The 20463-nt window shown below is 57.6% G+C and carries 22 protein-coding genes; 15 read left to right on the forward strand and 7 right to left on the reverse strand.

What is annotated here, in order from left to right; all coding sequences use genetic code 11:
- Positions 1 to 1757 (reverse strand): DUF4158 domain-containing protein (locus V473_RS21275; RefSeq protein ID WP_066609262.1); only part of this gene is annotated, 1757 nt, incomplete at its 3' end.
- A 690-nt stretch (positions 1758 to 2447) separates the two neighbouring features.
- Between V473_RS21275 and V473_RS21280 the strand changes: the two genes are divergently transcribed.
- The 3 genes from V473_RS21280 to V473_RS21290 all read left to right on the forward strand — a co-directional run bounded on the left by V473_RS21280 (position 2448) and on the right by V473_RS21290 (position 4220).
- A complete protein-coding gene (locus V473_RS21280) occupies positions 2448 to 2975 on the forward strand; it encodes a DUF4269 domain-containing protein (protein WP_066609263.1) in 528 nt (175 codons plus the stop codon).
- A 90-nt stretch (positions 2976 to 3065) separates the two neighbouring features.
- Positions 3066 to 3626: a nucleotidyltransferase family protein gene (locus V473_RS21285; protein ID WP_066609264.1), complete on the forward strand. Its 561-nt coding sequence runs from the start codon at positions 3066 to 3068 to the stop codon at positions 3624 to 3626.
- A 129-nt stretch (positions 3627 to 3755) separates the two neighbouring features.
- Positions 3756 to 4220 (forward strand): GNAT family N-acetyltransferase, encoded by a 465-nt coding sequence (locus V473_RS21290; RefSeq protein WP_066609265.1) that lies wholly within the window; start codon positions 3756 to 3758, stop codon positions 4218 to 4220.
- Between the two features lie 12 nt (positions 4221 to 4232).
- On the opposite strand, the gene V473_RS23750 is transcribed toward V473_RS21290, so the two are convergent.
- Positions 4233 to 4613, reverse strand: coding sequence for a hypothetical protein (locus tag V473_RS23750; RefSeq protein ID WP_148648487.1), 381 nt, complete (start codon positions 4611 to 4613; stop codon positions 4233 to 4235).
- 183 nt (positions 4614 to 4796) lie between these two features.
- On the reverse strand, positions 4797 to 5444 hold the full coding sequence (locus tag V473_RS21300) for an SOS response-associated peptidase family protein (protein ID WP_244884594.1): 648 nt from the start codon (positions 5442 to 5444) through the stop codon (positions 4797 to 4799).
- 196 nt (positions 5445 to 5640) lie between these two features.
- Here V473_RS21300 and V473_RS21305 point away from each other — a divergent pair, with 196 nt between their 5' ends.
- The 3 genes from V473_RS21305 (at position 5641) to V473_RS21315 (ending at position 8260) form a co-directional block, all read left to right on the forward strand.
- A complete protein-coding gene (locus V473_RS21305; RefSeq protein WP_066609267.1) occupies positions 5641 to 6075 on the forward strand; it encodes a LexA family protein in 435 nt (144 codons plus the stop codon).
- Positions 6076 to 6084: 9 nt separating this feature from the next.
- Positions 6085 to 7347 carry a Y-family DNA polymerase gene (locus V473_RS21310; RefSeq protein ID WP_169793974.1) on the forward strand — a complete coding sequence of 421 codons (1263 nt, stop codon included), beginning with the start codon at positions 6085 to 6087 and terminating at the stop codon, positions 7345 to 7347.
- Positions 7348 to 7417: 70 nt separating this feature from the next.
- Positions 7418 to 8260 carry a hypothetical protein gene (locus V473_RS21315; RefSeq protein ID WP_148648488.1) on the forward strand — a complete coding sequence of 281 codons (843 nt, stop codon included), beginning with the start codon at positions 7418 to 7420 and terminating at the stop codon, positions 8258 to 8260.
- Here the strand turns inward: V473_RS21315 and V473_RS21320 are convergent.
- Genes V473_RS21320 through V473_RS21330 form a run of 3 tightly spaced genes read right to left on the reverse strand, consistent with a single transcriptional unit; the run spans position 8257 to position 10447 of the window.
- Positions 8257 to 9087, reverse strand: a complete 831-nt coding sequence (locus V473_RS21320; protein WP_201785572.1) for a GIY-YIG nuclease family protein — start codon at positions 9085 to 9087, stop codon at positions 8257 to 8259. The two genes, V473_RS21315 and V473_RS21320, sit on opposite strands and share 4 nt — an antisense overlap.
- Complete coding sequence (locus V473_RS21325; RefSeq protein WP_066609269.1) at positions 9087 to 9635, reverse strand: hypothetical protein; 549 nt, start codon at positions 9633 to 9635, stop codon at positions 9087 to 9089. Before V473_RS21325 ends, V473_RS21320 begins: the two co-directional genes overlap by 1 nt.
- A 47-nt stretch (positions 9636 to 9682) precedes the next feature.
- A complete protein-coding gene (locus V473_RS21330) occupies positions 9683 to 10447 on the reverse strand; it encodes a hypothetical protein (protein WP_169793975.1) in 765 nt (254 codons plus the stop codon).
- Positions 10448 to 10655: 208 nt separating this feature from the next.
- On the opposite strand from V473_RS21330, the gene V473_RS21335 reads away from it, so the two are divergent.
- The 6 genes from V473_RS21335 (at position 10656) to V473_RS21360 (ending at position 16941) form a co-directional block, all read left to right on the forward strand.
- Positions 10656 to 12806, forward strand: coding sequence for a ParB/RepB/Spo0J family partition protein (locus tag V473_RS21335; protein WP_066609271.1), 2151 nt, complete (start codon positions 10656 to 10658; stop codon positions 12804 to 12806).
- A gap of 56 nt (positions 12807 to 12862) precedes the next feature.
- Positions 12863 to 13489, forward strand: a complete 627-nt coding sequence (locus V473_RS21340) for a DUF6884 domain-containing protein (RefSeq protein ID WP_201785573.1) — start codon at positions 12863 to 12865, stop codon at positions 13487 to 13489.
- 147 nt (positions 13490 to 13636) lie between these two features.
- On the forward strand, positions 13637 to 13933 hold the full coding sequence (locus V473_RS21345) for a hypothetical protein (RefSeq protein WP_201785574.1): 297 nt from the start codon (positions 13637 to 13639) through the stop codon (positions 13931 to 13933).
- A gap of 8 nt (positions 13934 to 13941) precedes the next feature.
- Positions 13942 to 14841, forward strand: a complete 900-nt coding sequence (locus V473_RS21350) for a zeta toxin family protein (RefSeq protein ID WP_082679270.1) — start codon at positions 13942 to 13944, stop codon at positions 14839 to 14841.
- A 51-nt stretch (positions 14842 to 14892) separates the two neighbouring features.
- On the forward strand, positions 14893 to 15939 hold the full coding sequence (locus V473_RS21355; RefSeq protein WP_082679271.1) for a DUF2971 domain-containing protein: 1047 nt from the start codon (positions 14893 to 14895) through the stop codon (positions 15937 to 15939).
- Between the two features lie 75 nt (positions 15940 to 16014).
- Positions 16015 to 16941, forward strand: a complete 927-nt coding sequence (locus tag V473_RS21360) for a hypothetical protein (RefSeq protein WP_066609274.1) — start codon at positions 16015 to 16017, stop codon at positions 16939 to 16941.
- A gap of 10 nt (positions 16942 to 16951) precedes the next feature.
- Here the strand turns inward: V473_RS21360 and V473_RS21365 are convergent, their stop codons facing one another.
- A complete protein-coding gene (locus V473_RS21365) occupies positions 16952 to 17947 on the reverse strand; it encodes a hypothetical protein (RefSeq protein WP_066609275.1) in 996 nt (331 codons plus the stop codon).
- A 143-nt stretch (positions 17948 to 18090) separates the two neighbouring features.
- Here V473_RS21365 and V473_RS21370 point away from each other — a divergent pair, with 143 nt between their 5' ends.
- From V473_RS21370 to V473_RS21380, 3 genes are all read left to right on the forward strand, one after another.
- Positions 18091 to 18723, forward strand: a complete 633-nt coding sequence (locus tag V473_RS21370) for a recombinase family protein (protein ID WP_066609276.1) — start codon at positions 18091 to 18093, stop codon at positions 18721 to 18723.
- Between the two features lie 121 nt (positions 18724 to 18844).
- Entirely contained in the window at positions 18845 to 19279 is a 435-nt protein-coding gene (locus tag V473_RS21375) for a hypothetical protein (RefSeq protein ID WP_066609277.1), read from the forward strand.
- 2 nt (positions 19280 to 19281) lie between these two features.
- On the forward strand, positions 19282 to 20106 hold the full coding sequence (locus V473_RS21380; protein WP_066609278.1) for a hypothetical protein: 825 nt from the start codon (positions 19282 to 19284) through the stop codon (positions 20104 to 20106).
- The last annotated feature ends 357 nt before the right edge of the window (positions 20107 to 20463 follow it).

The following is a 20463-nucleotide window of genomic DNA, read 5'->3' on the forward strand; positions in this document are numbered from 1 at the left end:
CGCGAGGCCGACGTTTCGAAAGCATCCATCAATCCCGTGTCCAGAGCAGCCTCTTTCAACACGTCCAGCAGTCCGGTCATCGGCCAGCGCTGACCGATCTCGCTTTTGATCGAAGCGAGACCCTTCGGTTCGGGCAAGGGCTTGAACGGTGTAATCGATATCCGGTTGTCGCCGCGCCACAGGAGCCGGACCTTGTCGTTTTGTGGAATATTGGCATTGAGGAGCAACAGTTCCCGTTCAAGCTCCTCCCGGATCGAGGCGCAAAACGCCTGCGCATCTGGCGTCAGGCTGAGGCCGGAATAGTACGCATCTCGCCTGATCTCGAAGTCCTTGGGAAGATCGTCATCGGGATTGCGATAGCGATCCGCCCCGACCACCCAGATTTCTTTGGAGCGGATGCGGTCGCGCAGTTGCGTCAGGACGCAAAGCTCATAGCTGATCCGGTTTACCCGCCCATCGTCATCAATGACGGAACTGCGCCATCGCGCTGGAATCACCTCATCGATCGGAACATCCTGCAATGGCACGAAGCGGCATCCGCCATCCACCTTGCTCCTGATCCAGTCGAGGGCCGCCAGGACCGGCCGCCACACCGCGTTGTTCGACCGGAACTCAAGTACGGAAAGCAGGCTTGGCAGCATGCGCCGGTAATGATTGGCCCAGGAACCACGCATCACCTTGTAGATGCGCCGGTCCAGAGCGCCCTTCGCATGGCTCTCCTTGACGATCGCCGCCAGCTTGGCCTTACCGGCGATCGGGAAAATGACATCGCAGATGCGCCCCGATGGTTCATTGATCGAGGCGCTGGCGATCTCGACCAGCAGGCGCTCCTTTCCATAGACCCGCTCGATGTCTTTCGCGATATCGCCCACCACCTTGCGTTTCGAGCGCGTTCCGATCTTGTGAACGGTTTCGATCAGCAGGTCGATCATCGCGTCAGTGAGTTGCGCCTCCCGCGACATTAGATAAATCGCATAAAGGCCGAGCTGTCGCGCCGGCGCATGCCGGCGCATCTCCGAGGCCTTTTCACCGGCAACGCGGCGAACAATCTGATCGACCCATGGCTTGCCCGTAGCCGTCAGGAGATCATGGGGAAGATCAAGTCTCTGGATAAAGGCGAGTTTCTCGGTCACGTCGAGAATGTTGTCGAGCGTTGCCTGTCCGGCGTCACCCTTCATCCTGTTGAATCCGGTCGAGCTGTCCGGATCGGCAAGCGAGGCTTCCAATAACGCCACCGCATCTGACGAAAGCCGATCACTGGTTCCGATCAGCCAGGTGTCCAGATAATCTTGCCGTTGTGAGCGAACGACACGTTCAAGCTCCTTGCGCGACGGCCCATAAATACGCCGGTCCCGGCACCACAGGAAAACATGCTCAAGCATGGCATTGATCGACTGGCCGCCCGGGCACAGCTCGCCAGCAATCCATTCCGTCAATTGCGCGCGATCCACCCGCTTCATGCGGTGATATCCAAGATGGATCAGGATCTCCGCACAATGCCGTCGTGCTGTCCGACTGGAAAAGTCATAACCGGCTATCTCGCCAGCCTCGACACCGAGTTGCTCGGCCAGATACGAGAGGCCATCGGTAGGGATTGAGCCGGGATCGATCGCGAAAAACCCCAGGGAAGCGAAGAATTTCAGCTGCGCGGCGAGGCCAAGGCGCGTCAGGGCCGGCTTCGAATTTACAAAATCAATATCGGCAAAGCTCAGGCTCCATCGTCCGATCAAATCCCCGCCCGGAATACTCCGATCCATCAACCCACTCCCTATGATGGAGCGAACTGTCCTCTTCTATGATTTCCATCGTCAATACCGAATGCCACGTTCCCAAAACGTTCTCCGACTTGGCCAAAATCGCAGCTTGGGGCCGACTGGGCCTATCTGGGTGAACGAGGGTCGTGGCGATCTCACGAGGGGAACCCGCAATTTGTATTCAGCCTCGCGAATGTGGCGAACAGGCATCTGTGGATGGACCCGTATCTCGCCACCCACCGACATTTCTATTGTTCAAGAGATTTCGGTGACGCTGCGCTCGCCGCAAAATTTTCGGGTCTAGCTCTGACACCTCAAAAAGCAGGGTAGCTGCCGACAATCACATGAATCTCAGGCAGTCGCAGCGCGGTTCCGCCGAAAATCCTGTGCGTACGGAATAGCGTGGTCCTATGCTCCCGTGGAATGTCCGAGAATCACTGTCGGAATGAGAAAGTGTCCGACAACGTCTGTCGAGGGGTTTTCCGTCATAGGCTTTAGTGCCGGATTCAAGGCTGGCAACCTCACGCTTGAATTCAATGCGATTGCCGCCTGAGCATACCCTAACGATCACTGCCGACCATTTTTCGGTATCTCCAGTAAACGGAATGATGAACAAAAACCGCCCTACAATCTCGCATTCGTCTTCATATTTGCTACCATGCCGACCGCAGCCAAATAAACCTTGGGAAGAGAGTGAGCAGACCGACCTATCTTGAAGCGGTTAAAGGGTTGAACATCCTTACGACGCTTTCCCGTTACGACCCCCACGTCGCGGGAACGCCCCCTCTGGGCCTTGATGTTCCGACCAGCGACATAGACATCCTCTGCCACGCGCTTGACCTCGATCGTTTCACTACGCACGTCTGGAACGCTTTCAATTCATCTGCTGATTTTCGCATATGGCAATGGAGTGGGGGCGATAAGCCCGTGATCGCCGCTTTCAAGGCGGAAGGATGGCAATTTGAAATTTTCGGCCAAGCTAGACCCGTCGAGCAACAGAGAGGCTGGCGTCATTTCCTCGTGGAGCAGCGGCTAATCAGATTGGGCGGTAAGGACTTTGTCGAAGCAGTGATGGCGTTTCGAAGAAGCGGTATGAAAACCGAACCGGCTTTTGCGGCCGCATTAGATATGGAAGGCGATCCTTATGAATTATTGTTCGATATTGCCTCACTAGATGAAGACGCACTCGTCGGCTTTCTCCATAAGGCAGGCTACATATGATAGGAGCGAGGCCCAAAAATAGGCCATCGCTGCCGCCCATCATGTGATTTGTGACGTGTCCATGCTAGCCAGAGGCCTTAAGCTGTTCCGATGGACAACAGAGCCTCATGCGTATTTTCCATTCTATGCGATGATCCACACCGCTGGCACCTTCTGGATGTGGTCGCTGCGCTAGATTTGCCCGACTGTTGGATCGGTGCAGGCTTCGTCAGGAACGCGATATGGGATCATCTCCACCAGCGACCCCCTATGCCGATTTGTGGCGATGTGGACGTAATCTGGTATGATCCGCGTCGCGCGGATGCGATCCATGACAGAGAATTTGAAGCGCTGTTGCTTGCTTGGGAGCCGTCCATAGCTTGGTCGGTCAAGAACCAGGCCCGGATGCACGTCCGCAATGGTGACGCTCCATATATCTCTGCGACTGATGCCATGCGATATTGGCCGGAGACAGCGACGGCGATTGCCGTTCGCCGCAGTGAAGCGGGTGGTTGCGAGATCGCGGCCCCGTTGGGTTTAGACGACCTATTCGACCTTGTTTTGCGTCCGACGCCACGCTTCCGCCGAGATAAGCGCGCCATCTATGAGGATCGGATACGCTCGAAATCTTGGTCTGAAACTTGGCCGCTTCTCACGAAGATTGATGCCTGATGATCGCGTTGGCGAAAGACAGGCGATAGCCTCGCCCGCAACCTGATTGCGACGGCTGTTCCCCTTCACCACAATGCCCTCAAAAACGCGCCTTATCGCAGCCATGATCGTCGGCACAATATTAAGGCTATGACGATCATCCGACACGCCATCTTTCCCGAAGACATAGCGGGGGTGCTGGGTATCTGGCGCGAATTCATCGCCAATTCCCCGGTGAATCTCGATTATCAAAACAACGATGCTGAATTCGCCACTTTGCCGGGCAAATATGCGTCGCCGAAGGGATGCGTTCTGCTCGCGGATCGGGCAGGCGAAATTGAGGGCTGCGTTGCGATGCGCCTAGTCACTCCCGAAATTTGCGAGATGAAGCGACTATACGTTCGCCCCCATGCTCAGGGACGCCATCTTGGTCGCGCCCTCGCCGAACGCCTGATCGAGGAAGCTCGCGCCGTGGGCTATAGCGAAATGAGGCTCGATGTGCAGGCGAAGTTCGATCCCGCGCGCAAGCTGTACGAGGCCCTCGGCTTTGTCCCTGCCGAGCCGATTTCCTTCAATCCGGTGCCCGGCGCATCGTTCCTCGGCCTCTCCCTGTAGCCGCCACGATTTTTATCTTAAGTTGGAGGCTGACAACAGGCGATAGCCGCCGAGTTGCGAACATCCGGCGGCCTGATTACGCTGGTGCCGAAAGGTAACGCTTGTGATTGTAACCGTGTTGATCGTGTCCATCATCTTCGCGCTAGCGATGATTGGTCTGTCTATCTGGGCAAACGCGCATTTCAGGGAAAGTGAAAGGTTGCCGATGCAGTGGAGGCTTTCGCGGTCAGAGCCGCTTTCCAAGTCGATCAACTGGTCTGCTTCCCGCATTCTCGCTCTTAGTTTTACCCCGTTTCTCGCAATCTGCGTGCTGGGGCTAATCTGTGTTGGAGCGATGACGCTTACCCCGAGGCCGGGGCAGGAGTGGATGCTATTGCCTGCCTTGATGTTCATAGGCACCACATTTGTCGCGGCTCATGCGTTACACATTTGGCTGATCGATAAGACTTTGAAGCACGACGGCAGATAACGCACGCCAATCAGGTAATAGCCGACACCGAAGCGGTTCTGGAGCCGCTTGGCGTATGTCTGAGTCCGTCCTATGTATCGACCCCTGCTTGGAGGAACAGGAGTGACCTATAGCAAAGGCCCCTGTCCTGGCGCCTTTCGCTTCACCCAAGGAATATCTGTTCGCTCGACGGCCATCCTCTCCGCCGGATAAGGCCGATCAAATTGATATAGATCGGCTAACGGCGCGGTGAGCCAGGTGTGCCAATGCTCAGGATCGAGGATAACCGGCGAGCGGTCGTGAATGTCGGCAAACTCAATGCAATTGTCCGTCATGACGCCAGTGTATGAGAGGCCCCAATCCTCATTCGACCACAGCCCCGCCCACGCAAAAATCGGTTGATCGGGAACCGACAACCACGCCTCTGTCATCTTGCCTTTCGGACCGATGGCCTCTGCAAAGTGCGCCGTGGGAATGAGGCAGCGGTTGCCGGGGTCTATCGCCCAGCGCTTCCAGAATGCGCCCAGCTTGTCAAAGCGTGCATTATTGACTGGCTTCGGCGCGAGCGGCTGTCCCTTGCTGCCCTTAAGCGTAACCGGGAAGCCCCATGTCATCCGCTCTAGGACCATCTCACCGTCAACAAGCCGAACGACAGGACCAACCTCTTTCGGATGAACGCGATCGGGATTGGCGTTGTACTGCGCGCCATTTCCATTCGCGGGGATCACATCGAGAATTAGTTGACGCTCGCCGGGATTATATCTGTTGCACATCATGCGAAGCTGGTGCCGCTGCCTTTAGCTGTCAATCATACGGCTCAGGGTAGCGTGCGGAATGCCTGTTTTGCGGCCCTTCACCTCTAAAAAAGACGCGCGCCGAAGGCGCTCCACAGGGCCAGACCGTTTGAGCGATGAACCGATGTTCCCATTTCGTTCTATGATGCGTTAGAAGGGGGGAAAGAAGGGAATCACGATGTTGCTGCCACCGATGCAGCCGGTCCCGCTTGCCGAGGTGCCAGAGGGGCTAATTCCCTTTCTCATCGGGGCGGCGGGAGCTGGCTTTCCCAGTCCATCGCAGGACTGGGCCGAAGATCGCATTTGCCTGATCGAGTTGCTGCGGCTCGACCGCGCCGCCAGCTTTGTGTTCCGCATTAGCGGCACCAGCATGATCGACGCGGGTATCTACGATAACGATGTGGTGGTGGTAGACCGCGACACGCGGGCCGTTGAGGGACATATCGTCATCGCCATCGTGGATGGCGGCTTTGTCTGCCGCCAGCTCGCGCGCCGCCAGGGCGGGACGTTTCTTGAGGCTCGTAACGCCCGCCAGCACTATGACCCTACTCCCGCCGAGGGCGTGGAAATATGGGGCGTCGTGCGAACGAGTGTCCGTGATTTTCGGCGCTAGGCCTCGCAGATGACCCATGGAATTGTCGATGTTGCCAACTTCTATGTCTCTGCCGAGAGGCTTTTTGACCCGTCATTGCGCGGCGTTCCCGTCATCGTCCTATCGAACAACGACGGTTGCGCGGTTGCGCGCAGCGAGGAAGCGAAGGCCTTACATGTCCGCATGGGCGAGCCGGTTTTTAAAATCCGGGATCGGATCAAACGGCACGGCATCCAGCTCCGATCGAGCAATTACGAACTCTATGCCGACCTCAATCGGCGGTTCAACGCCGTCATTGCCGAGCATAGCGATACGGTGGAGATCTACTCGATAGACGAGAGTTTCTACCGCGCCCCCACCTTGCCCAACGGCCTTGGCGACGTGGACGCCGCGCACACGTTGCGCGAGGATATATTGCGGCAAGTCGGCCTCCCGACCCGGATCGGCCTTGGCCCGACACGCACTCTATCGAAAGTCGCCAATGCGCTCGCCAAGGCCACCGAAAAGGTTTGGGGCGGCGTGGTGGATCTCCACGACACTGAGCTACGCCGCCGATTGTTCGAGCGATGGCCGGTCGGAGAGGTGTGGGGAATAGGAAGCACGGTTGAGGCGCGGCTTCGACCTCTTGGCATCCGAACAACCGCCGACCTGGCGGCGATGCCGCCCGCGGTCGCGCGCGATGTGGGAACGGTTGTACTTGAGCGGCTTGTGCGCGAGCTGGGCGGCATAGAATGCGCGGACTTCAAGGTTGAGCCCGACGCGCTGAAGGCAACCGCCGTCACTCGCCAATTCGGAGAGCCGGTCAAAACGCTGGACGAGCTGCGCGAGGCGATGGCGCGGCGCGCGGCGCGCGCGGCCGAGAAGATCCGCGCCCAGGGCCTCGTTGCAAGCCGACTGATCGCCTTCGCCCATGGCTCACGCTATCGGCCGAACCCGCCTTCCGCTTCGCGATCGGCGCGGTTGTCGCCGCCTTCCAACGATCCGCGCGTAATCTTGCGGATCGTCGGCCAGATGACGGAGGCCATGTTTCAACCGGGGGGCGTCTATACGAAATGCGGCGTGTTGCTGGAGGATTTGACCCCGCAGGGCAGAGGGCAAGCAGATCTGTTCGCTACGGTCGACCCTCGTGCCCCGGCACTGCTGGCCGCCATGGATGGCCTCAATAGTCGGTTCGGCCGCAACACCATCACGCTCGCGGTCCAAGGCTACGGCACCAAATCTTTCGACACCAAGCGCAGCCAGAAAAGTCCGGCCTGGACGACACGGATCAGCGAAATTCCGATAGCGCGCTAATTTGGAATGCAAAGGCGCGGCACAGTGTTAATTCCGCTTGGAATTGAAGAGTGCATTTGAGCGGGCGGACATGAAACACCTTTCCTTGAGTATCCTTTTGATGGCGATGATTGCGGGATGCGGGGATAATCCTGCGCCGAGTCCCGAAGATCAGGGCACGCTAATCCAGTCACCATCGATAGCGGCACCCGATCCATATGATGCAAAGACTTCTGCCCCGAGTGGTTTCAAACTACCCGCAGGGAAGTTGACTAACATCGCTCTAGGCAATTGGGCGAAGACAAAGCGTGACAGCACCGGGGGAGATGACTTTACCAAAGGGTTTGATGATAAAGCCCTAGCAGGGCGTGATTTTACGATCACGATACCCTTGAGCCAGGGTGATGATGAGACCGCCGCCGTATGGCGCTACGATAAGGAAAAGCAGGAACTACTTCTGGAGCTGGATATGGAATATACCGCCGATTTGAAGGGGCAGATGGCCGTTTTTCAGTCGGCCAAGGACGTTCGGTCTCCCAAGCAAATGGCCAACGCTTTTGGTGTGACGGTTGATGTTTCCCAAACGACCCAATGGGCCATCGGTGTCGGAACGACCAGCGGTTATGCCGGTATCATTCCAAGCGACGCTCTGGCCTCCTCGCCGGATCAGAAAGTCTATGGTTATCTGACCACAACAATCAAAATGCCCGGCGATCAGGCGCGCTCCGCAGTCGCCGGTATGAGGCTTGAAATCGACGGTGTTGTCCAAAAAAACAGGAGTGGGAATACCGTAGAATGTTCGGAAAGAACGACCGAGCCGAAGATCGATCAGCCCAGCGAGACGGTAATTAAAACCTGCCTCATTCAGGCAAAGTTCCGGAGGATCGCGTTCGTCACCAAAGACGGCAAGGCCTTGAAGGAGTGGCGCCGCTAATTCCGATTAAGGCCCATTTGTCGACTTTGCAGCTTGTCCTTCCAGCGGCATTCCAATTCGATCAGATCAGCCATGGTGGCGCTGGTGCCGACCGTCTCCAAGATCGATACTTGGTAGTCGCTCGGATCGCGACTTTTCAGCGCGACATTTCCCCCATGCCCCGATGCGAAATATTCGCGCCAGCGGCCAAGAAAGCCTTCTCCGCTGGACGCCATACCAACATACTGTTCCCGTGTTCGCGGGCATGTCAGGAGGTAAATTCCGCGCGTCGCGCGCAAAGCCTCCGCCCAATGCGCCGGCATCGTCTCAATGTCAGAAAGGTTCAGGATCAATGCCGCGAAGCCGGGAAATGGATCTTCACGAAAGGTCCGGCGAAGCTCGACAACCGGCTTTGGAACGCGATCGCCACGCTGAATCCACGCGCGATAGCCCTTGCCCCAATCAATCCAGAGGCGGCCTGCATATTCGGCCAGCTCGGGCAGCAGCGCTAGCCGATATTGGTTGCAGCTTCCTGCCGGTTCCACTCCGCCGGTGACGGGATGCGGCCGATCTTCCGCGAGCGGACCAATCAGCTCAGCCGAATAAAGGCCGACGAACAGTGTTTCCTTCCCAGGAACACCGACGAAGGAGGCCCAATAGGGCGCGCGTAGGTCCGGAGCGTCGCCTACCCCTTGGGTTTCCTGATACGCCTCAAAGCGGCTCCTATGGTCCCGCCAGAGGGCATACGGCGTCGGGAACCCCGGGTGCCTGTTATCTTGGTGTCGCAGAAGCCGAACTGAGCTTCGGCTAATACCCGCTAGGTCTAGAAGATTGCCAAATGTGAGCATCAGGCCTCAGCTCCTGCGTCGTCCGCCACGACCGGGGCAGCGTCATGCGGCAGCGGGCCGAATAGCGTTTCTAGCATAGCGTCCATCGTGTCGATCCGCTGAAAATGCTTGGCCGGCACCTTGCTATGATTGACCCGAAGCGGCCGATCGCCGCCTTCACGGCGGCCGATACGCTTTGGACTCGCGAAGCCCGACAGGTCGGGAAGCGGTTCGCCGGGTGCCCCTCCGAACCACCAGAACGGCCCAAGATCTAGATCGAGCGTCACGCAAATCCAGATAACGCAGCCGCTGGGTTTGTCTGCGAGGGCTCGCCCCACTGAGACGGGCGCGGGCTTACTACGGATGCCCGTCTTGAACTGGATATGGCGAACGACAGATCCTCGCCCCATCACCAGGTCGTAGCCATGAGCATCAAATTCGGATCGCAAGACTTCTACGTCCGTAATCCCGCGCTGCCACAGCGTGCGGAGCGCTTCACCCACGAAGACATGCTCGACGATACGCTCGCGCAACGTCGAATGATGCGAGTGCATGTCGATGCTCGCCATGAAATTTACCTCCCCCTTCAAAGCCCATTGAGCGCGCCTGTGCCCATTTACCTACCGATCACGGAAAGGATGCGAGCGTAGGTGTAGCCGTCGCCTGAGCGGATCGCGGCTTCGTCAAGAAAAGCGTCTTTATCCCTGTCAGAAGCGATCGCTGCTGCAATTTTGGCGTGTTCCGTATCTTTGATGCGAAGCATTTCGCGGTAGCCTGGGTCTTTCGCAGCCATCGCCGCATCAACCGCAAGTGCTGCCTCTGTCTTGTGGAGGTGATAGCTGTAGGTGATGTTGCTGCTGCCTTTAAACACATGGTCAAGGATGATGGTCGGCCCACGGTCCGACTCTTCGTGCATCGGCCGCTCGGCCATCAAATCGACTTTCTTACCCCCTACATTGAGCCAAGCGTGCGAAATGAAGATGTCATCACCATCATTGATCCAGCCCAGAACGACCTCCGATGTGACGCCATATTCTTTAGAGAGGATACGGTTGAGAAGCACCGACACTCGGTAGCAGGCACCATGCATGCCCTTTGGCTTTATCAACTCTTTCAACAGGCGTTGGGCGAGATCGTAGGTTGTCTTCTCGTCTGAAGTCAGGCCGGCAACGAATACCTTTAGATCATTAGATTTACGCTTCGATTCTCCCACTGTGCCCTCCGTTTCTGTGGTGACTGCGGCAATGCGCATTATCGTAACTGCCGGGTAGCGTTCCCCCATAGCCGATCGGATCGGGCGCAGTCTCGCATTCAGATATGAGGCGGCAATGCCGCCGCGTTGATCGAGCAGTTCGGGGCCTGTTCCGGCCCCCTGGCGCAAGGGCCTGGCCGTCTACGCCGCTGCGCGGCTCCGCTTGGTGATCGCGGGGGTTTCCCCGCCCTTCCTTCGCTGCGCTCTGTGCAGGGCGGGTGATCCCCCTCCCCCGCGATCAGCCCGTATTTGCGCCATTCCCCGACCCAGTTCGCCACTTGGCAGAAGTCGATGGGGCCATCGCCTTCGGCTCCATTTTAAGAAGGGAAACAGCACAATGGCTAAGACTTCAAAGCCCACGATCCTGCACCTGACAGTCGATCAACTTCACCGCAGCGAGCAGAATGTTCGCAAGAAACCGTCCAGCGCCGCGAGCGATGCCGAAATCTCCGCTTCCCTGCTGTCCGTTGGTCTTATTCAACCGATGGTCGTGATCCAGCGCGAGGCGGGCGGATATGAGGTAATCGCCGGTGATCGCCGCCGTCGCCTTCTCACCGCGTTGGCCGAGGCCGACGCGGCCCGAAAGGCACTGACTTTCCCGTGCATGAAGGTCGATGACCTGAGCAAGGTCACGGAAATCAGCATGGCCGAGAACCGCGCGCGCGAAGCGATGGCCCTGCCCGATGTGTATATGGGTTTCGCCGCCATTCGAGCCGAGCGTCCCGAGGCCACCCTTGAGGAACTAGGCGCGATGTTCGGCTACGATGTGGCCCGCACCGCGCGCATCATGCGGATTGCCAACCTTCATCCCGAGATCATGGACCTCTACAGCGCGGGCGAGATCGATGACGCCCAGGCACAGGCTTATGCCGCGACCGAGGATCGTTCGCTACAGATCGCTGTCTATCGCCAGTTGGAGAAGGAGGCGACCCGCCCGCACGAGAAGAACGCCAGCGCCATTCGCAAGGCGATGAACTCCGGCAATCACGAACTGACCAAGCTGATGTGCTATGTCGGCGTCGAGGCTTACCGCGCAGCAGGCGGCGAATTTGAGGCCGACTTGTTCGCGCAGGATGGCGCGGGGATCGTCCAGAATCCCGACATACTGCACCAGCTAGTCGAGCAGCGCATGGCCGAGGACAAGGATCGGTTCGAGCATAATATCTCGCGCAATGGCCGGAAGCTTGGCGAGAAGTGGGGCCGTGCCGACCTTGAGTTTTCGTGGGTGACGACGCCTCCGCAGATCAAGCAATATGGCTATCTTTCGACGGACCATGAGCTTCGCATCCGTAACCCGAAGCGCGGCGACCTCCCCAAAGACCTCGCGAAAATCTATGCGTCGATGGAATCGCGCCTCGCTGCGATGATCGGGGAGGATGACGAACCGCTTCCCGATCAGGAAGAGGCTTACGAGAAGCTGGCGACCGAGATTGCCGAGCTGGACGCGCAGCGCACCATCATCCTGCCCAAGAAGGGTGCAGTCGTGGCCATCGCATCGATCGAGAATGATGGCAGCTTTGACGTAGAGCTGTGGTTTGCGGATCGGGCGGCGAAGGGCGCGCAACTGCCCAAGGGTGCGACCGAGCAGCGCGGTCCCAAGCCAGCGCCGACACCGGCAGAGGCCGAGCGCGCGCGCTTCGGGCTGTCCAAGGACAATATGCAGGTCATGATGCTGATCCGGCGCGATATGATCCGGGCCGAGTTGATGCAGTCCGCTGCCGCCGGTTCGTCGCTCGCGCTCGACTTCATGCTGTTCACGCAGGCCCGCACGATCCTCACTCCCACCAAGGGCTATGGGAACACCGTCTATTTCCATGGCGAGCATCAGGGCATCAACGACCTTCCGCATGATGAGGACGGCACCACCAAGATTCACGATCTTGTCGGCAGCCGCCCCGAACGCGCTGCATGGTGCATCACCAAGGAGGGCTTGGCATCGGGCGCGTGGGTGACGGTGCGCGACCCTATCGAGGGTTTCGCGCTGTTCCGCCAACTGCCTGACACCGAGAAAAACAAGGTAGCGGCGATGATCGCCGGTCACATGCTCTTGGCGACCACATCGGCATATTCCGAGGGCCGCACCCCGCGCATGGTGCGCGAGCTTGCCAACTGCATTGAGGCCGAGGCCGGTTTCGGACGCTGGCGCGATACGGTCGAGCTGGACGAGGCGTTTTTTAATACCTTCTCCAACAAGGCCCGCCTTGGCCTTCTCGACACATGGGGTCTGGCGGATCGCGCCAAGGGCATGAAGGGCAACGAAACCGCCGCCTTCTGCGCCCGCATCGCGAATTGCGACGAGCAGGACGCCAAATTGCTTGGCCTTCATCCCGACGATGTTGCCGAGGCGGTGAACTGGCTGCCCGACTTCATGGAGAGCGCCACCGTCGAACCCCTCCCCGCACAGGAAGAACCGGAAGCGGACGAGGGCGACGAGTTGGGGGACGAGGATCAGGACGACGATCACGACCAGATCGACGAGGCCGCCTGATCCATTGCGGGGGGCTTCGGTCCCCCGCACCTTCCCCTGCAGAGAGGCACTGCACCATGGCCCGCCATTGCATCCGCGAACCCCGCTATATCCCGCCCGTCCACGTCATTGGCGAACAGCCTGACTTGTTCGGAGGTCCTACGATCAGCCACGCGACCGAGCGGAAACCCGTAGGAGCGAAGGCGCTTCGCGCTATCACGAAATGGGCCATCACTCCTTGGCTTGGCGACGTGGACCGGAAAACCGTTCTTGAGGAAGCACCGGCCCCCCTCCCCGTCTATCTCGTCGCTTGCGTTGCCGCAAAGCTGGATCACGCCGAAGAGGCGCGCGAGCTTTATATCTCCCCGTGGTTTCGCAAGGCCCGCGCCTATGTCGAGCACACCGGATCGCCCTGGCTGATCCTTTCGGCAAAGCATGGCCTGATCGACCCCGGCACGGTTATCGAACCCTATGACGCGACCCTTGGGGCGATGGACGCTCCCGCTCGCGGCCTTTGGGGCGCTCGCGTGCTGGACGAGCTGGCCCGGGTTGTGGACGTGGCCGCCCCCCTGATCGTTCTTGCTGGCCGCCGCTATCGCGATCCGTTGTGGCCGAGCATCGCAGAGCGCGCGACTGCGCCGATGGAAGGCTTGCGGATAGGTGAGCAGTTGGCTTGGTTATCGCGCGTCACCGCAAATATCTGAGTTTCCGAGCAACCGAGGACGAAGGCGAAATCTCCAAGGTTGTTCGTCGTGCTGGCCGGTGGAGCATCCCGCTCCACCGGCCCCCTGCGCTGGATCGACGCCGTTCTTTATTCGTTCAACAATTGATGATATAGGAAAGGCATGACGATGAGCGGCGGAACTGGCCCCCTGTGGACCCAAGATCAGGCGATTGCCTACGAGGCCGCGCTTGAGGCCATCAATGACGTGATCGCCGGGTACAGCGAGCAGATCGCGCTTGAGCAGGAGCGGCCTGCACCCAACACGTCGCGCATCGAATGGCTTGAAATGCGGACGGATCAGGCGACCGCAATCATGCACTCGCTCAACGTGACCGACACTGAAAATGTCCGGCAAGTTCTTTCTGAATATAGCGCCATCGTTCGCGCGCGTGACGCCGCCGAGGCCGTCCCCCTCGCTGCCTAAGAAGCAGCATGGACCGCGACCCCGAACGACATAGCCTGTCATCCGACGCCTTACAGAAAATCTATGAAACCCGCGTATCTCCCCGCCTTTTCAGGGGCGCGGAGAGCGTCGAGCAACCGACCGCGATTGTTCTAGGCGGGCAGCCCGGCTCCGGCAAAACCCCTATGCAGAACCATGCTACCCGCGAATTTGCGGGCAACGGCGGAATGGTGAAGATCATCGGTGACGATCTTCGCGCCTATTTGCCTCACTATAAGAGCTTGCAGCGCGCCGACGACAAAACCGCGGCCTTATATACCGACCGCGATTCTGGTCGATTGGTCGAAAAAGCCATTGCTGAGGCTGCACAGCGGCGCGTCAATGTTCTGGTGGAGGGTACGATGCGCAACCCCGAGACGGTCGCGGCGACCTTACAGCAATTCAGGGATGCCGGGTTCCGCACCGATGCACGCGCTCTGGCCGTAAGCCCCGAAATGTCGAGTCTTGGCGTATTGCAGCGATATGCGGCGCAGAAGGAGAGCCGAGGCATCGGGCGGATGACGACGACCGAGGCCCACCAAAATGCTTTGCGCGGGATGCTCGACACGGTGGACCGGATTCAGGACGGTCGACTGGCCGACAAGCTCACGATCTATCGGCGCGGTGGCGAGGTGATCCATAGTTTCGACCTCAGCGGGCCAGCACGTGTCGGCGAGCCTCGCGCCCGCGAGCTGGTGGAAAGGGAGCGCAGTCGGCCTCTGTCCCCGCAGGAAGCCCAATATAAGCAGCGCGAGATCGAGAGGCTGACCCCGATCCTGCAAAAGCACGGCGTCATCCCCGCCCGAGATCCGCAGCGCAGTGCAGACCAGGTGCCAGTCAAGGACAGGCCATCTTCCCCTCCCCGTCGTGACGACGATCGCGAGCGATAGGCGGCCACCCTCCCGCCTATCACCAAGATCGAACATTAAAGCGAGCGGCAAATGCGTGATGATTCTGACGTTCCTGAACCCCTCCAAAAACTTCTATCTATCCTTCATCAGAATAATGATCGGCGGATGGAAATTCTTAAGGAGAGCGGGCGGAAGTTTGCACACTATACCAGCGCAGAAAATGCCCTCAATATTCTCTCAGGTCGCTCTTTATGGCTGCGCAACGCAGCGGTCATGAATGACCATTCCGAGATTGAACACGGGCGCAGCATCCTAGATCGGCTGTTGAATATAGAGGCACCGGTTGGCCGGGATCTTTTCGGGGCCTTAGATCGGGTCCACGATGGAATCTCCAACACCATCCGCGCGCGCTATTATCAGGAAGCCCATAACGCCCGCGAACAGACATACATGATGTCCCTGTGCGAACATGGGCCGCACGATGGGCTTGGACAGCTTTCGATGTGGCGCGCTTACGGCGGACCGCGCGCCAGTGTCGCGCTGGTCTTCAATCCAGATGTGATCTTCGACCCTTCCGTTCATCTCAATGTTACAGCATCGCCAGTGCTCTATGGCGACGATGCAGAAGTGACCGCTGAACTTTCCAGAGTGGTCGATGGCTTGAAGGCCGAACCTGACGCGATCGCGGCGGTAGAACCGTGGATGGTTGCGCATGTGGTTGCCGGGGCGCTGCACTTTGCGCTTCTGTCGATTAAGCATCGCGGGTTTGCGGAGGAAAGGGAATGGCGCGTATTAGCGCGCGCCGATGAACTCACGCCCACTGGACCAGTGAAACGTAAAATCCAATCCATCGGCGGCATCCCGCAGATTGTTCAGGTCCTCCCGCTGCATGGTCATGGCAGTCCCCTCCCCTGTAACGAGGTGATGATGCACCATGCGATGGATTCGGAGGCTATCACTTTCCTTCCGCAGTTTTCATGGGGCAACCTGATTGACCGCATCATTGTAGGCCCTTCGCTCTTCCCCGAAACCGTGAAGGCGGCAATTGAAGCGCAACTACGGATGGATGGGGTTGATCGATGGGACCAGCTTGTGGATGTGAGCGAAATACCATTGCGACATGCGACCGACCGATGATGTCGGTGCGCAAAATTCGGGAGGCAGCGATGGCGTCGCTCGACTATCGCGATAGTCGCTGTCGCTGGATCGGCCATGGCGGAGACTGAAAGGGCCGAGTGGATCGGCCCCGAGCGTCATTATACCGATCCCTATCGCGGTCGTTTGCCCGAACTTGAGCGCTGCATGATCCGCCACCGTGCATTGGAGATGATCTTGATCCTCTACCATGCCGAGGAATTGAAGCGCAGCGTAGTCCAAACCGTAGAGATGCAGGCGCGCTGGAAGCGCGGGCGCGATGACGAAGAGGAGGCCGTTTCAGCAGTGGCCGAGGGCAAAAAGGTGAAGCGTGCCCTCGCCTTTCTCGTGAACGACGGCGCGCTAACAGCGGACGAGCGCCGCGAAATGGTCGCGCTGATTGGTAGGCGCAACAGCATTGCGCACCATCTAGACCAAGTGACGGCAGACCTGAGCACCGATAGCTGGGTGCGAGGGCATCTCGCCTTCATGCCCAATCGGCAGGAATATGACCACGAAGCGTTGAACCGTCTTAAGGCGCTGCGCCAACTCCTAGCGGAACGGAGCATCGCCAAGCGTTATGTCGGTACGATCAACATGCGCGGCATATTCTTCGAGGCAACCGAGCGGGCCTTGCGCGATGATTTGAAGCGCCTTGAGCGCCGCATCCGCAAACTGGTGCGTGAGCGGATAAGGGCGATCAAGGCTGTCAACGCCGAATTATCGCTCGAAGGCACCGAGTTGGTCGGTATTTTCGATCCCCGTTGGCCCGATAACCGTTATCATAGCGGATGCCTTACACCGCGCGGCATTGAGATTTGCTACAGGCTTTTCGACATGGGCAAATCGGCAATGGCAGTGGCCCATCTCATGGAAATGTCTCTGCCTTCTGTACGCGCACGTGAAAAGCAATGGCGAGAGCTGGGCGGCGAAAGCCGGATCATGACAGATCTTGAAGGTATTCCGGCAATTAGGAAACGTCTCCGGTACGAAGATATGCGTTGAAAGCAGCTAGCTATAAAGCCACTGCTGCATCCCAAGCACTCAGCAAAACTTTAGAAAAATCACCAATCCTGACAGCTTGCCGGAGTTCGCTTCCTGAAATTGGCACAATCAATGGCTCTTCGCGACTTCCCCGCAGCATCTCTTTGGTGACGGTGCCGGCAAACCCATTCCATGAGATCAAGAAGCCGAGTGTCGATCTCTGACTTCGGTTCTCCAATTTCGACCGAAATATGACAAACTCATTTTTCCCGCACTTTCCCGACCAGTTCTTGCATTCGGCTAGGATGACCGGGCCCTCTCGTCTGAGGCGCGGATCGTCGCTGCCATTAATGATGGAGATATCTATTTCCTCCGTTTCAGTGAGAATGCGCTGTGTAACGGCCATACCCGGCACTGTCTCAAATAAGCGGCTGCAAAGCTCTTCGAGAGAGCGCCCTTTGGCCTGCGCGGACGTTGCATTCTCGACTGCATCGACCAGGCTATCTAAGCTGTCGGTTCCCCAGCCAGAAAGGCGTGCGGCAATCTCAGCGATGCGCTTACCGACTTCGTTGGCCGCCTCTTGTGCGGCCTCCTCAACTTGATCGGAGATTTTTCTGACGGCGGTGTAAGCAGCTCCGAGATTGGTTTCTGTGGTTGAAATTTCGAATCGGAACGCGATGTATGCTCCGTCATCGTCTTGAGCTGTCACCTCGACGTCGTCGCATGTTTTTTGTCTAGCTTCTACAGCCCGTCGAACGAGATCCAAATACTGCTCTAGGCCAATCGGTGAGTACCAGTATTTTCGCGTCCAAGTATGGTCTGCCTCCCCGATTAATTTCCCCGCGCGGTGATATATAGTTCCATTCCAATCGAGCTTATGAACTTGGTCGCTTACGATACCAACTTGAAGGCCTGCGCCTTCTGGAATGTCCTGGAGGTCGAGTTTGCGGAGGATCGTTGCAGGTATCGTAACTGGTTCATCGTCACTCGCCGTTTGCAAAATCCGCCGCGCTTCAAACTCGTCCATATTTTCTTCCGCTCGCCGCTCTCACCCCGATGGGTGCATTATGGGTATACCTTTTTAGGACCTCTCCCAGTCCAGTCTTATTATTGTCGTTTGACAACGTAAAAAGGACCGTAGTAAAACGGACTGCCTAAAAGAGACCAATCATGTTCGTTCGTGCGTATCTTCGTGCCTCAACGTCGCAACAGGACGCCTCTCGGGCGAGAGGCGCTCTTGATGCATTTGCGGCAGAGCGAGGTTTGCGCATTGCCACCCGTTACATGGAAAACGAGAGTGGTGCGAAGCTTGATCGGCCAGAGCTGTTTCGTCTTTTGGCAGATTGCGAACCTGGCGACATTCTTTTGGTAGAGCAGGTCGATCGCCTTTCCCGCCTCACTGCTCCGGACTGGATGAAGCTGCGATCGGAGATCGACGCTAAGCAGGTTCGGATTGTGGCGTTGGATCTGCCCACGTCATGGAGCCTCGCGGCCCCTGGTGACGAGTTCACCGCGCGCATGTTTTCTGCCGTTAACAACATGATGCTTGATGTTCTCGCTGCTGTCGCCCGGAAGGATTATGATGATCGGCGTCGCCGCCAGTCGGAAGGGACCGCGCGTGCTAAAGCTGCGGGCTTGTACAAAGGCCGCCCTGCGAACAAAGCGCGCAATGTCGCGATCGCATCCATGCTTGGTGACGGGCGGACCTGGCGAGAGGTTATGGATGCCACCGGTTGCAGTAGGACGCTTCTAGCCAAGATTGCGCGTGAGCGTAGATTGAGCATCAAAGGAAATGCTTCATAGAAAATCGCTATAGCCGACCTACCGATTGCGGGCTATCTCCCGCTTAACATCAACGTCTCTGCCCATCAGGTCGCGCTGGCCTAGTGTTTAGCTTAGTTATTTCGAGGATAATTTTCTTAAGATGGCTCACTCGATCACTGACGTTGACAGTTTTAAATCCTATTTGCGTGATCGTGCCAAAGAGACGTGGGATTCGCGCGGCATCCCCTATTATTTGAGCATGGTTGCGACCGATCTGAAGCGACTTGGACTGGATTACCATACCTACACGGGCGCTCTGCGCCTCGTTCAGTGGGCAGGCAAGGAAGCGATTCCAGACACAAAGTTAGTCTCGCATCCGACGATCAAGGCCAAGGTGGGTTTAGTGCCGGTTGGAGTGGAATATGACTTCTCGGAGGAGGCTGCCGTGGACCGGCCAGCATCGACCCCTCGCGCGAGTCTGAAGCGTGGGCAGGCGTTGATTAAATTTGTGGAGTCGCTTTCGGTTATGCCTGATGACGCCGCAGCCGAGTTTTCGGTTCCGGCGAAGGTTCTCATTGCGCTTCTCAAGAACTAACCATGCTAATCATCGCGTTCGTAACTGCCGATGCGGCGGTGATCGAAACTGTTATAGAGAAAAGAAACGCCCTTTTACCGAGCGGTTCGCGTGTCGATGGCTGTGCGCTGTTGGACGGTGAGGAAGCTGTTCTGAAGGTTTTCGATACAAGGGTCGGTAAAGCGCAGCAGGATTTGCTCGAATGGTTGGGTTGGGATGATGCGTCCGGTGTCCTTATTTTAACCGACGAAAGCATGCCTGGGCTTGTTGATGCCCTAGGGGATTGCTTCAACGTCCATCGGTTCACGCCTCCCGGATATGGCAAGCAGGTTGCAAATCAGCTCACGGCAACTCTCGCGAAATGTCTTCGTGCTTATCGGTATTTCGCGAGGCGTTTTGATGATGGAAAGTATCAGCAAATCTTCCGTCTACCGCTCAGAAATTTTGATGCCGGCGACATTGCCTCTATGCGCGCACTTTGTCGCGACATGGCGAGCCGGAACTTCGGCCGTGAGATTGACGCATTTCTAAGAGACATGCGCCAACGGCAGAAGCCGAAAAAGGCATCTGATTATCCTGACGTTTATTATGTAGATGACGATGGCAAACACTTTCAGCTTGGGCCTGAGCATCATGCTCAAGCTGAGACGGCAATACCGCCCCACCAAACCCTATGTGTTATTGCTAATAGAATGCGCTTCGGTCGTAAGTTCGACGGCACAACTCACTACAATGTCAGCCGAGACAAAAACGCATCAATGAAAGGTGACTATCCCGATTGTCATGGTGTCTCCCGTCTCCATGGGAAGGATTCCCATATTAACATGTTCACCAACGACTACTTCTAAGGGCAGGCATCGGGGAGTACTATGTATCTCCCCAAGATGCATCTAAAGATACTCTCTCACCGAAAGCGGTCTGGGTGGATCAAGGGCAAACCCTAATATCTCGACTCAGCCGTGCGATCGCATGGCGCTTTCAGGCTCAAGGCTCTCAAAGCACATGTAGGTTCAAATAGACCGTTTCCATCTATGGCATTCAGGGTAAAATGTCAACCTCCCTCCTCGGAGCACGGTGCTCATCCGGCGGTTTTAAACCGGTGGTTTAGTTGACTGACAACCACATCGCCGGAAGCCCGCAGAAATGCGTTGCCAAAATCGGCCGATTTCTGGTCTGTCAACTTAATGAAAAAAATTCCGTATTAA

The sequence above is a fragment of the Sphingobium cupriresistens LL01 genome, from assembly GCF_001046645.1.
GTDB classification, from domain to species: Bacteria; Pseudomonadota; Alphaproteobacteria; order Sphingomonadales; family Sphingomonadaceae; genus Sphingobium; species Sphingobium cupriresistens.

Excerpts from the sequence above, each read along its gene's own strand:
- V473_RS21285 (WP_066609264.1), top strand. The coding sequence starts at position 3,066 with ATGGACAACAGAGCCTCATGCGTATTTTCCATTCTATGCGATGATCCA.
- V473_RS21290 (WP_066609265.1), top strand. The coding sequence starts at position 3,756 with ATGACGATCATCCGACACGCCATCTTTCCCGAAGACATAGCGGGGGTG.
- V473_RS23750 (WP_148648487.1), bottom strand. The coding sequence starts at position 4,613 with ATGAACATCAAGGCAGGCAATAGCATCCACTCCTGCCCCGGCCTCGGG.
- V473_RS21300 (WP_244884594.1), bottom strand. The coding sequence starts at position 5,444 with ATGATGTGCAACAGATATAATCCCGGCGAGCGTCAACTAATTCTCGAT.
- V473_RS21305 (WP_066609267.1), top strand. The coding sequence starts at position 5,641 with ATGTTGCTGCCACCGATGCAGCCGGTCCCGCTTGCCGAGGTGCCAGAG.
- V473_RS21310 (WP_169793974.1), top strand. The coding sequence starts at position 6,085 with ATGACCCATGGAATTGTCGATGTTGCCAACTTCTATGTCTCTGCCGAG.
- V473_RS21315 (WP_148648488.1), top strand. The coding sequence starts at position 7,418 with ATGAAACACCTTTCCTTGAGTATCCTTTTGATGGCGATGATTGCGGGA.
- V473_RS21320 (WP_201785572.1), bottom strand. The coding sequence starts at position 9,087 with ATGCTCACATTTGGCAATCTTCTAGACCTAGCGGGTATTAGCCGAAGC.
- V473_RS21325 (WP_066609269.1), bottom strand. The coding sequence starts at position 9,635 with ATGGCGAGCATCGACATGCACTCGCATCATTCGACGTTGCGCGAGCGT.
- V473_RS21335 (WP_066609271.1), top strand. The coding sequence starts at position 10,656 with ATGGCTAAGACTTCAAAGCCCACGATCCTGCACCTGACAGTCGATCAA.
- V473_RS21340 (WP_201785573.1), top strand. The coding sequence starts at position 12,863 with ATGGCCCGCCATTGCATCCGCGAACCCCGCTATATCCCGCCCGTCCAC.
- V473_RS21345 (WP_201785574.1), top strand. The coding sequence starts at position 13,637 with ATGAGCGGCGGAACTGGCCCCCTGTGGACCCAAGATCAGGCGATTGCC.
- V473_RS21350 (WP_082679270.1), top strand. The coding sequence starts at position 13,942 with ATGGACCGCGACCCCGAACGACATAGCCTGTCATCCGACGCCTTACAG.
- V473_RS21355 (WP_082679271.1), top strand. The coding sequence starts at position 14,893 with ATGCGTGATGATTCTGACGTTCCTGAACCCCTCCAAAAACTTCTATCT.
- V473_RS21360 (WP_066609274.1), top strand. The coding sequence starts at position 16,015 with ATGGCGGAGACTGAAAGGGCCGAGTGGATCGGCCCCGAGCGTCATTAT.
- V473_RS21365 (WP_066609275.1), bottom strand. The coding sequence starts at position 17,947 with ATGGACGAGTTTGAAGCGCGGCGGATTTTGCAAACGGCGAGTGACGAT.
- V473_RS21370 (WP_066609276.1), top strand. The coding sequence starts at position 18,091 with ATGTTCGTTCGTGCGTATCTTCGTGCCTCAACGTCGCAACAGGACGCC.
- V473_RS21375 (WP_066609277.1), top strand. The coding sequence starts at position 18,845 with ATGGCTCACTCGATCACTGACGTTGACAGTTTTAAATCCTATTTGCGT.
- V473_RS21380 (WP_066609278.1), top strand. The coding sequence starts at position 19,282 with ATGCTAATCATCGCGTTCGTAACTGCCGATGCGGCGGTGATCGAAACT.